Source organism: Pseudomonas mercuritolerans (assembly GCF_025706525.1).
Lineage (GTDB): Bacteria > Pseudomonadota > Gammaproteobacteria > Pseudomonadales > Pseudomonadaceae > Aquipseudomonas > Aquipseudomonas mercuritolerans.
In genome coordinates this window covers 398507-410573 of the sequence record NZ_JAMSHA010000003.1, presented here as the reverse complement: position 1 = coordinate 410573, position 12067 = coordinate 398507, and the positions used below count along the sequence as shown (strand labels likewise).

Genomic DNA, 12067 nt, shown 5'->3' with positions numbered 1-12067 from the left:
TATGTAAAAACATAATGTTCGCAGCTTAAGTGACCTTCAAGGCCTCGTGCAAATGCAATCCAGTCTGACCGAATGTGAAGTCGCCCAACTGCGCGCCTCGGCGTCCAAAGCCTGCGCCTTGCTCAAAGCCCTGGCCAATGAGGATCGTCTGTTGATCCTCTGTCAACTGACCCAGGGCGAACGCAACGTCGGCGAGCTGGAAAAAATGACCGGCGTACGCCAGCCGACGCTGTCCCAACAACTGGGCATCTTGCGCGATGAAGGCCTGGTCGCGACTCGCCGCGAAGGCAAATACATTTTCTACGGCCTGGCCAGTCACGAAGTGATCCAGGTGATGAAGACCCTGTCGGGGCTATATTGCGGAGCGGTACTCAAGAGCTGGGAACAGCCATAAATGCCAGCCTTCACAAACATCTCCTGTGGGAGCGAGCCTGCTCGCGAAGGCGGCATGTCAGCCGACGAATAGTTGACTGAGCCACCGCTTTCGCGAGCAGGCTCGCTCCCACATTGTTTGTTGTGGTGGACCAAAAAATCCTTGCGTGCAGCAAAAGGAACAAGCAATGAACGATCAACACTGGGGCCCATCCATCAGTGCCGACATCGTGGTCATCGGCGGCGGCACGGCCGGCATCGGTTTTGCCGCCAGCCTGCTCAAGCGTGACCCGCAGCTCAAAGTCACCGTGATCGAACCGAGTTCACAGCACTACTATCAACCGGCGTGGACGCTGGTCGGCGGTGGTGCGTTTGATGTGAAAGACACCGTCAGGCCGATGAGCAAAGTCATGCCGCGTCAGGCGACATGGATTCAGGCCAGTGTCAGCGCCATCGACCCGCAAAGCCGCCAACTCACCCTCGACGACCGACGCACCGTCAGCTATCAGAACCTGGTCGTCTGCCCCGGCCTGCGCCTGGCCTGGGAGAAAATCGAAGGCTTGCAGGAAAGCCTCGGCCAGCACGGCGTCACCTCCAACTACAGCTATCAGCACGCCCAGTACACCTGGGATCAAGTGCGGAAACTGCGCGATGGCCGGGCGCTGTTCACCCAACCGGCGATGCCGATCAAATGTGCCGGCGCGCCGCAGAAGGCCCTGTATCTGTCTTGCGATTACTGGCGCAAATCCGCCGTGCTGAAAGACATCAATGTCGAATTCAATCTCGCTGGCGCTGCGCTGTTTGGCGTGCCGACCTTCGTGCCGCCGTTGATGAAGTACATCGAACAGTACGGCGCGCAACTGGCGTTCAACTCGAATCTGGTCAAGGTCGACGGCCCGGCGAAAACCGCCTGGTTTGAAGTCAAGGACGCCGACGGCAATGTCAGCCGGATCGCGAAAACCTTCGATCTGCTGCACGTCGTGCCGCCACAAGTCGCGCCGGATTTCATCGCACAGAGTGCGCTGGCCGATGCCGGCGGTTGGTGCGAAGTCGATCCACACAGCTTGCAGCATCCGCGTTATCCCGAGGTGTTCGCACTGGGCGATATCTGCGGCACCAGCAATGCGAAAACTGCCGCAGCGGTGCGCAAGCAGGTTGTCGTCGTTGCGCAGAACCTCCTGGCCGCGCGCAAGCATCAACCGCTGCCGCTCAAGTACGACGGCTACGGCTCGTGCCCGCTGACGGTGGAGAAGGGCAAGGTGATCCTCGCCGAGTTCGGCTATGGCGGCAAACTGCTGCCGACTTTCCCGCTGGACCCGACCGTGCCAAGGCGTTCGGCATGGTGGCTGAAAGCGACGCTGCTGCCGTGGTTCTACTGGCACGGCATGCTCAAGGGCCGCGAGTGGCTGACGCGTCTGTCCAGGGTCGACTGAGAAAACCCCTATGTTGCTGGCAAGTCTGTTTGGCGTGGTGATGGGGTTGGTCCTCGGCCTGACCGGCGCGGGTGGCGGGATTCTCGCGGTGCCGGCGCTGGTGCTCGGGCTCGGCTGGACGATGACGCAAGCGGCGCCGGTGGCCTTGTTTGCGGTCGGCAGCGCGGCAGCGGTCGGGGCGATCGATGGTTTGCGCCATGGCCTGGTGCGTTACCGCGCGGCGCTGTTGATCGCGGCACTGGGCGCGGTGTTTTCGCCGCTGGGGATCTACTTCGCACATCAGTTGCCGGAAAAGATTCTGATGATGCTGTTCAGCCTGCTGATGGTGATGGTCGCCTGGCGAATGTTCAGAAAAGAGCGGCAGCAAGCGGGGCCGAGCGATCACGGCCATGCCAGTTGGGGGCAGAAAAACTGCATGCTCAACGAGCAGACCGGGCGCTTCGACTGGACCGCCAAATGCACCGCCACCCTGGCTGCACTGGGAGCGGTTACTGGCGTGGTTTCGGGTTTACTGGGCGTCGGTGGCGGGTTCCTGATTGTGCCGGCGTTCAAGCAACTGACCGATGTGCAAATGCGCGGCATCGTCGCCACGTCGTTGATGGTGATCAGTCTGATTTCAGTGATCGGGGTAATCGGCTCGTTTCATGCCGGGGTGCGTATCGACAGCCAGGGTGCGGCGTTCATTGTCGCCAGCATCGTTGGCATGCTCATCGGTCGCAGGCTGTGCGCGCAGGTGCCGGCGCGGGCGTTGCAGGTGGGGTTTGCCAGTGTCTGTCTGGTGGTGGCGGGGTACATGTTGTTGCGGGCTTGACGATCAGAAGATCGCAGCCTCGTTGCACTCGACAGCTCCTACAGGGGGAATGCGATTCCTGTAGGAGCTGCGATCTTTTCAGACGGTTACAACACCAGGTGCGGCAGCCACAGCGAAATCGCCGGAACGTAGGTCACCAGCAGCAGCACCAGGAACAGCACGCCATAGAACGGCAGCAGCGCTTTTACGGTGCTTTCGATACTGACCTTGCCCACCGCCGAGCCGACGAAGAGCACGGCCCCCACGGGCGGTGTTATCAATCCGATCCCCAGGTTCACCAGCATGATCATGCCGAACTGCACCGGATCGACACCGATGCCCATGATCACTGGCATCAGGATCGGCGTCAGGATCAGGATCAGCGGCGCCATGTCCATCACCGTGCCAAGCAACAGCAGCATGACGTTGATGCACATGAGGATCACGTAGCGGTTGTCCGACAGGGTCAGGAACAGCGTGGTGATTTTCGCCGGGATCTGCATCAGGGTCATGATGTAGCCGAAGCTGGCGGCGAAACCGATCAGGATCATCACGATGGAGATGGTGCGCACCGTGCGGTGCATCAGCTTGGGCAACTCGCTCCATTTGTAATCGCGGTAGATGAACATGGTCACGAAGAATGACCACAGCACGGCGATGGCCGCCGATTCAGTGGCGGTGAAAATCCCCGAGAGAATGCCGCCGAGGATGATCACCATCGCCATCATGCCCCACAGGGCTTCGCCGACGATCTTCAGCGCCTGGCGCATCGGGATCACTTCGCCCTTGGGGTAGTTGCGCTTTTTCGCGAAGATCAGGCACAGCACCATCAGGCAGGCGCTCATCAGCAGGCCCGGGACGATGCCGGCCATGAACAGCGAAGCGATCGACACCGTACCGCCAGCGGCCAGCGAGTAGAGCACTGAGTTATGACTTGGCGGGGTCAGCAGGGCTTGCACCGAACCGCTGACGGTCACAGCGGTAGAGAAGTCGCGCGGATAACCCTTGCGCTCCATCTCCGGAATCAGCACCGAACCCACCGACGCGGTGTCGGCCACTGACGAACCGGAGATCGCGCCGAAGAACGTCGAGGCAACGATGTTGACCAGCGACAGACCACCACGGACGAAACCTACCAGCACGCCGGCACATGCCACCAACCGCCGGGACATGCCGCCCTCGGCCATGATCGCGCCGGCGAGGACGAAGAACGGAATGGCCAGCAGCGAGAATTTGTTCACCCCCGAGGCGACCTGGATCATCACCGCCTGGAAGGGAATGTCGATCCACCAAGCGCCGATCAGCGCAGCGGCGCCCAACGCGTAGGCGACCGGCATGCCGATCAGGATCAATACGATAAAACTGCCCAGCAGAATCAGAGCGTCCATTAAGCGGCACCTTCACTTTCTTCAACCAGGTCGAACTGCACGACCCGACGTTTGCTCTGGTCACCGAGCAAGAGTTTTTCCACGACAAAAATCAGCGTCAGCAAACCGCCCACGGGGATCGGCAAGTAGGTCACGCCAACGCGCAGATCGGGCAGGGCGGCCATGAACTGATTCCAGGTGGACATGCACAGCTTGGTGCCCCAGATGGTCATGAAGATGCAGATGGCCGCCATCAGCAGTTGCGAAAAAATCGCCGCTGCGGATTTCAGCTGCGGTGGCATGCGGTCGGTGAGCATGGCCACGGCCATGTGCGCACCGGCACGGTAACTGGCGGCGGCGCCGATGAAGGTGAACACCATCATCAGCAGGATCGCCGTTGGCTCAGGCCAGCTCGAACCGGTGCCGAGCACGTAGCGGGCGAACACGCCCCAGGGAATCATCAGGGAAATCGCCAGGACGGAGAGGCCGGCGACCCAGATGCACGTCATGTAGATCTTGTCGTTGATACGCAGCAGCAGATTCTTCATCGGGTTCCACCGTAACCGGGCGCGCCTGAACCGCTGGCGCGCCGGGCCTTTTTCATGAGTACAGAGCGGGAGGCGTTACTGAACGGCTTCGATCTTTTTGATCAGGTCGGCGTACTTCGCGCCGTACTTTTCCCGTACCGGTGCGGTGGCGTCGTAGAAGGGTTTCTTGTCAACGGTGATGAACTCGACGCCGGCGGCCTTGAGTTTTTCTTCGCTGGCAGCGGACTTCTTGTCCCACAACACGCGTTCTTCAGCCTGGGCAGCCTTGGCCGCGGTTTTGACCATCTTCTGTTGATCCGGAGTGAGTTTTTCCCAGGTGATTTTCGACATCACGATCGGCTCTGGCAGAATCAGGTGACCGGTCAGGCTGTAGAACTTGGCGTTCTGGAAGTGGTTGTGTTCGAGCAGGGTCGGCGGGTTGTTTTCCGCGCCGTCGATCACGCCGGTCTGCAGGGCGCTGAAGATTTCCCCGGTGTCCATGGCGATGCCGTTACCGCCCATGGCGTTCATCATGTCGATGAACATCGGGTTGCCTTGTACGCGGATCTTCATGCCCTTGAGGTCTTCGAGCTTGCGCACCGGTTTCTTGGTGTAGATGTTGCGCGTGCCGCCGTCCATCCACGCCAGCGCCACCAGGCCGAATTCGGAGTTGGTGATCTTGTCGAGAATCTCATCGCCAACCGGACCGTCGATGACGTTACGCATGTGTTGCTGGTCGCGGAAGATGAACGGCATGTTGAACACGTTCACATCCGGCACCACAGGGCCGACGATCCCCAGGCTGACGCGGGACAACTGCACTGCGCCGACCTGCATCTGCTCGATGACTTCCTTTTCCGATCCCAGCACACCGCCCGGGAAGTATTGGAAGGTCAGCTCGCCGTTGGTTTCCTTGGTCAGGGTATCGCCCATGGATTTTTCAGCCACCACGGTTGGGTAACCGGCGGGGTGAATGTCGGCAAATTTGAGTTTCATTTCCGCCTGAGCGGCACCGGCAAAGGTGAACATCAGCGGGAGTGCAGCGGCGAGCAAGGTGCGTTTGAAGTTCATGGGGGGTGAGTCTCCAGTCTTGTTATTTTTGTGTTCAAGGCGCAGCGGTGCAGCAGAGGGTCTAAAGCAAATCGTTGAATTGCGGTTCGGCGAGGCCTTTGACGCCTGGCTTCAGGGCGAACACGCCGCCGGCCAGGGATTGCGGGTCGTGGTCATCGCCGGGGCGAATCGAGGCGACAAACAAGGTGTCCAGGTTGCTGCCGCCGAAAGCGCACATGGTCGGTTTCTTCACCGGTACTTCCAGCGAGAAATCCAGCCGGCCGTCCGGGGCGAAGCGGTGAATCAGGCCGGCGTCGTTGGCGCAGATCCAGTAGCAGCCTTCGGCATCAACGGCAGCGCCATCGGGGCGGCCGGGGAAATGATTCATGTCGACGAAGATTCGGCGATTCGATGGCGTGCCGGTCTCGGTGTCGTAATCGAAGGCCCAGATCAGTTGCACATTGGGGTGCGAATCCGACAGGTACATAGTTTTGCCGTCAGGGCTGAAAGCGAGGCCGTTGGGCACGATGAAGCCATCCAGCTGCGCTTCGATCACGCCCGTCTGCCCGGCGCCGTAGCGATAGAGCCGGCCTTCAGGCGCGTTCAGGCCCATGTTGAGCACCATGCTGCCCGCCCAGAAACGCCCTTGGCGATCACAGCGACCGTCGTTGAGGCGCATGTCCGCACGGCTGTGCTCGACAGTCGCGAGCAATTCGCTGTCGAGGCTGCCGTCGCTGTGCGGGTGCAGGCGAAAGAATCCGCTTTCCATGCCGGCGAGCCAGCCGCCACTGCGGTGGCGGGTGATGCAGGCGAGCATTTCCGGGGCCTTCCACGAGGCAACATGCCCGCTGTCAGCGCTCCAGCGTTGCAGCCCGCCGTTGGGAATATCGACCCAGTACAGAGCGTTTTCCTGCGGCACCCAGACCGGGCTTTCACCGACCGCGTTGCGGGCGTCGACGATCAATTCGGCTTGCATACTCATTCCCATGGTTTTTATTGGAGGGGATCAAGTCGAACGGTCAGTCGCCGAACGGGCCTGCTGCGACGAAAGCGCCGCCCTGATAGATCCGCGCCGGGTCATCGTCGGCTGGCATCGGTTGCGCTTCGACCTTGTCGCGGAACACTTCCGAGGTGTCCTTGGCTTCGAAACCGAGGTGGCTGGCGTAGCGGTTGTCCCACCAGACGTCTTTGTTGGCGGACATGCCGTAGACCACGGTGTGGCCGACATTCGGCGTGTACAGCGAGCGTTCGAGCAGTTGCGTGAGATCGTCGAAGCTCAGCCAGGTGTGCATCATCCGGCGGTTCTGCGGTTCGGGGAACGAGGAGCCGATGCGGATGCTGACGGTTTCGATGCCGTAGCGATCGAAGTAGAAACTGGCCATGTCTTCGCCGTAGGACTTGGACAAGCCGTAGTAACCATCGGGACGACGCGCCGAAGTGGCGTCGAGCTGTTGGTCCTGTTTGTAGAAACCGATGACGTGGTTGGAACTGGCGAAGATCACCCGCTTCACACCGTGCTTGCGTGCCGCTTCGTAAATGTGGAACACGCCACAGATGTTGGCGCCGAGGATTTCTTCGAACGGGCGCTCGACCGAGACGCCGCCGAAATGCAGGATCGCATCGACCCCTTCGACCAGTTGATGCACGGCTTGCTTGTCGGCGAGGTCGCAGAGCACGACTTCTTCGTGGTCATCGACGGCCGGGGCGAGGGCGGCGATGTCGGACAGGCGCAGCACATTGGCGTAAGGGCGCAGGCGTTCGCGCAGCACTTTGCCCAGGCCGCCGGCGGCACCGGTCAGCAGCAGGCGGTTGAAAGGAGCGCGGGGGGTAGAGGTAGACGTCATGGCAATCCCTGAACACATTGTTATTAGGTTTGTTGTAGGTTGTCGTATGACTGCGCTGAAGTATCGGTAGGGTTTCCGGATCTTGTCAACGCGACTTTTGGTGTAGATGACGGAAGGGGCGATTCATTTTCTCAACACCCTATACCTGACTTGCAATGCAATCCCCATGTGGGAGCGAGCCTGCTCGCGAATGCGATGTGCCAGTCAAAACAAGTCGACTGGTCCGGCGCTTTCGCGAGCAGGCTCGCTCCCACAGGTGAAACCACCAACCGTTACAACAACGAAATCGGATAGCTGATAAAGATCCGGTTCTCGTCAAATTCGTTGGTGCTGAAGTCCCGGCGAATGGTCGCGTTGCGCCATTTCACGTTGAGGTTCTTCAGCGGGCCGCTCTGCACGGTGTAGGCCAGCTCCGATTCGCGGCCCCACTCCTTGCCGTCATTGGTGGTGGCGGTGTGCACGTTATCGCCGCTGATGTAGCGGTTCATCAGGGTCAGACCAGGCACGCCCAGGGCAACGAAGTTGTAGTCGTGACGCACCTGCCAGGAGCGCTCTTTGGCGTTGTCATAACTGGCGTTGTAACTGTCGTTGGCCAGGGTGCCGCCGCTGGTGCCGTTGACGCGCATCCAGGCATCGTCGCCGGTGAGTTTCTGCAGGCCGACGTAGAAGGTGTTGCCACCGTACTTGGCCGAGAGCAGGGCGAACGCGGTCTTGTTGTCGAGGTCGCCGGCCTGAGCGCTGCCGTCTTCCTTGCCGGTGAAGAAACCGAGGTTGGCGCCCAGCGTCCAGTCGCCCATCGGCTGGCTGTGGCTGAGGTTGAAATACTGCTGCTGATAGATGTCGGTGAGCTCGGCGTACCACACGCCGACCATGGTGCGCTTTTCGTTGAAGCTGTATTCGCCGCCGCCGAAGTTGAAGCGATCGGAGGTGAATGCACCGCGGCCGTTCATCGACATGTCTTCCATGCTCGCATCGTTGCGCGGGCTGTTGCCACGGAACTGGCCGCCGTAGACGGTCAGGCCGTTGATCTCGGTGGACGTGATCTGGCCGCCGCGAAAGGTCTGCGGCAGGGAGCGGCCATCGTCGGAGCGCAGGATCGGCAGCACCGGCATCCATTCACCGACCTTCAATTCGGTCTTCGAGACTTTGGCTTTCAGCGCCACGCCGAGGCGGCCGAAGTTGTCGGCGGGGCGCCCGTCATCATGGATCGGCAACAACTGCGTACCGCCAGTGCCTTTGCCACCATCGAGCTTTTGCGAGTACATGCCAAGGATGTCGAGGCCGAAGCCGACGGTGCCCTGGGTGAAGCCGGATTTGGCATCGAGAATGAAGTTCTGCGTCCATTCTTCAGCCTTGCCCTGCGGATAGGCCGGGTTGACGAAGTTGCGGTTGAAGTAGGCGTTGCGCAGGTTCAGCGTGGCTTTGCTGTCGTCAAGAAAGCCTTCGGCATCGGCGCTCATCGGCAGGGCCAGAGCGAGGCTGCTGCAACCGATCAGGCTGAGGGTCGAACGCGGTTTGAAATGGGCAAAACGTGAAGGGCGGACGGAATTGCGGGCGAGTGGGCTCACTGTGACGCTCCCTGGATCGTTTGTTGTTTTTATTATTTGTCATACGTCGTCGTACAACATCGATGCGGATATTTCCCAGATTTACGGGGATTGTCAACTGGAAGTTATACGATGACCTCCCATGCGACGCCGAACCCATGTGGGAGCGAGCCTGCTCGCGAATGCGGACTTTCATTCAATGAAGTTGTCGACTGACACAGCGCTTTCGCGAGCAGGCTCGCTCCCACAGGGTTCCTTGGTGTCTGTCGAGTCGTGTATTGCCCGTCAAATTGCGGCAAACTTCCCTCACCCCCAGCACCAGGCCGATCCATGGATAAATACGCCCCGCGCAACTGGCAACCCCACGAAAAGCCCAGCCTGCCCGGTTCCCCGTCGACCCCGTTGCATTCCACGCCCAAGCGCCTGGCTTATGCGGCGGTTGGCGTGCTGGTGGCGGTGACTGGTGGGTTGGGCAACTCGCTGGTGGTTGCCAACCTGCCTTACCTGCAAGGCTCGCTCGGCGCGACCACGGCGGAGATGGCCTGGCTGCCGGCAGCGTATGTGATGACCAACGTGTCGATGAACCTGCTGCTGGTGAAGTTTCGCCAGCAGTTCGGCTTGCGCGCATTCACCGAAGTATTTCTGGTGCTGTACGCGCTGGTGACCTTCGGCCATTTGTTCGTCAACGATCTCAACTCGGCAGTGGCGGTGCGAGCGGCGCACGGCATGGTCGGTGCGGCGCTGAGCTCGCTGGGCCTGTATTACATGGTCCAGGCGTTCCCGGCGAAATGGCGGCTCAAAGCGTTGGTACTCGGCCTCGGCACGTCGCAACTGGCGTTACCGCTGGCGCGGCTGTTTTCCGAAGACTTGCTGCAGATCGCCGAATGGCGCGGCTTGTACTTGTTCGAACTGGGCATGGCCCTGCTGTCACTCGGCTGCGTGTTGCTACTGAAGTTGCCGCCCGGTGACCGCTTCAAGACCTTTGAAAAACTCGATTTCCTCACCTTCGCGATCCTCGCTACCGGTGTGGCGTTATTGTGCGCGGTGCTGTCGCTCGGGCGGATCGACTGGTGGCTGGAGGCGGACTGGATCGGCGTGGCGCTGGCCTGTTCGATCGCGCTGATCATCATGGGCCTGGCCATCGAGCACAACCGCAGCAACCCGATGCTGATGACCCGCTGGCTAGGCAGCGGAACGATGATCCGCCTGGCGCTGGCGGTGACCCTGATTCGCATGGTCACCTCGGAGCAATCCACCGGCGCGGTGGGGTTCATGCAGAACCTCAACATGGGCTATGAGCAGTTGCACAGTCTGTACGTGGTGATGCTGATCGGCAGCGTCGCCGGGCTTGCCACCAGCGCGTTGACCATCGATCCCAAACACTTGCTGATGCCGTTGATCATTTCCTTGGCGCTGATGGCCACCGGTTCGGTGATGGACAGCTTCTCGAACAACCTGACCCGTCCCGCCAACATGTATTTCAGCCAGTTTCTGCTGGCGTTCGGCAGTACGTTTTTTCTCGGCCCGACCATGGTCTTCGGCACGCGCAACGTGCTGACCAATCCGCGCAACCTGGTGAGCTTTTCCGTGCTGTTCGGGATCTGCAACAACCTCGGCGGGCTGCTCGGCGCGGCGTTGCTCGGCACTTTTCAGATCGTGCGGGAGAAGTACCATTCCAGCCACATCGTCGATCATCTGGTGATGTCCGATCCGTTGGTGGCTGCGCGGGTGCAGAGCGGCGGTTCGGCCTACGGCGGTTTGCTCGCCGACCCGAGCCTGCGCAATCTGGCCGGCATGCGCAGCCTCGCCAATGCGGCGACACGCGAAGCGAACGTGCTGGCCTATAACGATGTCTTCATGCTGATCGCGGTCATTGCCGTCCTGACCATGATCTGGCTTTCGATTCGCGCGTTGTGGCTGATGAGCACCACCAAAGCCATTGAGCCGACACCTTCCGTATCACCCAGCGGTGCCACTTCTTCATGACCGAACCGACCACCACAACCACCAATGCCATCGCCGCCACGCCTGAAGGGGAAGCGCCGCCATCGTCGCCGAACACTGCGCCGCGTTCGCTGCGGGTGCGGATCATTTCTTCGCTGGGCTTTGCCGGGATCGCCATCGTCGGCGTGCTGATCGTGTTGTATGCCTGGCAACTGCCACCGTTCAGCAGCGCCGTCGAAACTACCGAAAACGCCCTGATTCGCGGGCAGGTGACGATCATCGGCCCGCAGCTCAGCGGCTATGTGTTCGAGGTGCCGGTGCAGGACTTCCAGTACGTCAAGGCCGGGGACCTGCTGGTGCGTCTGGACGACCGCATCTATCAGCAACGTCTCGATCAGGCACTGGCGCAACTGGCGGTGCAGAAGGCCGGACTGGCCAACGTCGTGCAGCAGCGCAACAGCGCCGAAGCGACGATCAAATTGCGTCAGGCGGTGTTGGCCGACAGCCAGGCGCAGTTGCGCAAGAGCGAGGCCGATTTGCGCCGAAACCAGGAACTGGTGCGCGACGGCTCGGTGTCCAAGCGCGAATTCGACGTGACCCTCGCTGCCAACGCGCAAAGCACGGCTTCTGTGGCGCAGGCCAAGGCCAATCTGGAAATCGCCCGGCAGGATCTGCAAACGGTGATCGTCAATCGCGGCTCGCTGGAGGCCGCCGTGGCCAGTGCCGAAGCAGCGGTGCAACTGGCGCGGATCGATCTGTCGAACACGCGAATCGTCGCCCCACGCGACGGCCAGCTCGGGCAGATCGGCGTGCGCTTGGGGGCCTACGTCAACTCCGGCGCGCAGCTGATGGCGTTGGTCCCGGACCAGAAGTGGGTGATCGCCAACATGAAGGAAACCCAGATGGCCAACGTGCGGGTCGGGCAACCGGTACGCTTCACCGTCGACGCCTTGAACCACCGCAAATTCACCGGCCACGTGCAGCATATTTCTCCGGGCACCGGCTCGGAATTTGCCTTGCTGCAGGCCGACAACGCCACCGGCAACTTCGTCAAGATCGCCCAGCGAGTGCCGGTGCGCATCACCATCGATCCCGATCAGCAGGAAGAAGAACGCTTGCGGCCGGGGATGTCAGTGGTTGTCAGCATCGACACCGCCGCCGGCGACACCCAACCCCACTGATCAATGCATGAC

General features: G+C 60.9%; 11 protein-coding genes. 5 read left to right on the top strand and 6 right to left on the bottom strand.

The window, feature by feature from the left end; all coding sequences use genetic code 11:
- Positions 1-52 precede the first annotated feature (52 nt).
- The 3 genes from ND528_RS10330 (at position 53) to ND528_RS10320 (ending at position 2616) form a co-directional block, all read left to right on the top strand.
- Positions 53-394, top strand: a complete 342-nt coding sequence (locus tag ND528_RS10330) for an ArsR/SmtB family transcription factor (protein WP_016775194.1) — start codon at positions 53-55, stop codon at positions 392-394.
- Between the two features lie 166 nt (positions 395-560).
- On the top strand, positions 561-1805 hold the full coding sequence (locus ND528_RS10325; protein ID WP_212616617.1) for an NAD(P)/FAD-dependent oxidoreductase: 1245 nt from the start codon (positions 561-563) through the stop codon (positions 1803-1805).
- A 10-nt stretch (positions 1806-1815) separates the two neighbouring features.
- The gene (locus ND528_RS10320) at positions 1816-2616 is read left to right on the top strand and encodes a sulfite exporter TauE/SafE family protein (protein ID WP_263470259.1); all 801 of its coding nucleotides are present in this window, start codon (positions 1816-1818) and stop codon (positions 2614-2616) included.
- Positions 2617-2702: 86 nt separating this feature from the next.
- Here the strand turns inward: ND528_RS10320 and ND528_RS10315 are convergent, their stop codons facing one another.
- From ND528_RS10315 to ND528_RS10290, 6 genes are all read right to left on the bottom strand, one after another.
- Positions 2703-3983 (bottom strand): TRAP transporter large permease, encoded by a 1281-nt coding sequence (locus ND528_RS10315; protein ID WP_016775191.1) that lies wholly within the window; start codon positions 3981-3983, stop codon positions 2703-2705.
- Positions 3983-4510, bottom strand: a complete 528-nt coding sequence (locus tag ND528_RS10310; RefSeq protein WP_076563442.1) for a TRAP transporter small permease — start codon at positions 4508-4510, stop codon at positions 3983-3985. The genes ND528_RS10315 and ND528_RS10310 overlap by 1 nt, the downstream gene beginning before the upstream one ends.
- Before the next feature lie 75 nt (positions 4511-4585).
- A complete protein-coding gene (locus ND528_RS10305; RefSeq protein ID WP_137214851.1) occupies positions 4586-5560 on the bottom strand; it encodes a TRAP transporter substrate-binding protein in 975 nt (324 codons plus the stop codon).
- Between the two features lie 61 nt (positions 5561-5621).
- A complete protein-coding gene (locus tag ND528_RS10300; protein ID WP_263470258.1) occupies positions 5622-6515 on the bottom strand; it encodes an SMP-30/gluconolactonase/LRE family protein in 894 nt (297 codons plus the stop codon).
- A 43-nt stretch (positions 6516-6558) separates the two neighbouring features.
- Positions 6559-7383, bottom strand: coding sequence for an NAD-dependent epimerase/dehydratase family protein (locus ND528_RS10295; RefSeq protein ID WP_016775186.1), 825 nt, complete (start codon positions 7381-7383; stop codon positions 6559-6561).
- A 272-nt stretch (positions 7384-7655) separates the two neighbouring features.
- Positions 7656-8951 carry an OprD family porin gene (locus ND528_RS10290; RefSeq protein ID WP_263470257.1) on the bottom strand — a complete coding sequence of 432 codons (1296 nt, stop codon included), beginning with the start codon at positions 8949-8951 and terminating at the stop codon, positions 7656-7658.
- A 309-nt stretch (positions 8952-9260) separates the two neighbouring features.
- Here ND528_RS10290 and ND528_RS10285 point away from each other — a divergent pair, with 309 nt between their 5' ends.
- Positions 9261-10916, top strand: a complete 1656-nt coding sequence (locus tag ND528_RS10285; protein WP_137214854.1) for an MFS transporter — start codon at positions 9261-9263, stop codon at positions 10914-10916.
- Positions 10913-12055 (top strand): HlyD family secretion protein, encoded by a 1143-nt coding sequence (locus ND528_RS10280; protein ID WP_263470256.1) that lies wholly within the window; start codon positions 10913-10915, stop codon positions 12053-12055. The genes ND528_RS10285 and ND528_RS10280 overlap by 4 nt, the downstream gene beginning before the upstream one ends.
- The last annotated feature ends 12 nt before the right edge of the window (positions 12056-12067 follow it).

Coding starts and splice junctions, on each gene's coding strand:
- ND528_RS10325 (WP_212616617.1), top strand. CDS start 561: ATGAACGATCAACACTGGGGCCCATCCATCAGTGCCGACATCGTGGTC.
- ND528_RS10300 (WP_263470258.1), bottom strand. CDS start 6,515: ATGCAAGCCGAATTGATCGTCGACGCCCGCAACGCGGTCGGTGAAAGC.
- ND528_RS10280 (WP_263470256.1), top strand. CDS start 10,913: ATGACCGAACCGACCACCACAACCACCAATGCCATCGCCGCCACGCCT.
- ND528_RS10295 (WP_016775186.1), bottom strand. CDS start 7,383: ATGACGTCTACCTCTACCCCCCGCGCTCCTTTCAACCGCCTGCTGCTG.
- ND528_RS10320 (WP_263470259.1), top strand. CDS start 1,816: ATGTTGCTGGCAAGTCTGTTTGGCGTGGTGATGGGGTTGGTCCTCGGC.
- ND528_RS10330 (WP_016775194.1), top strand. CDS start 53: ATGCAATCCAGTCTGACCGAATGTGAAGTCGCCCAACTGCGCGCCTCG.
- ND528_RS10305 (WP_137214851.1), bottom strand. CDS start 5,560: ATGAACTTCAAACGCACCTTGCTCGCCGCTGCACTCCCGCTGATGTTC.
- ND528_RS10285 (WP_137214854.1), top strand. CDS start 9,261: ATGGATAAATACGCCCCGCGCAACTGGCAACCCCACGAAAAGCCCAGC.
- ND528_RS10310 (WP_076563442.1), bottom strand. CDS start 4,510: ATGAAGAATCTGCTGCTGCGTATCAACGACAAGATCTACATGACGTGC.
- ND528_RS10315 (WP_016775191.1), bottom strand. CDS start 3,983: ATGGACGCTCTGATTCTGCTGGGCAGTTTTATCGTATTGATCCTGATC.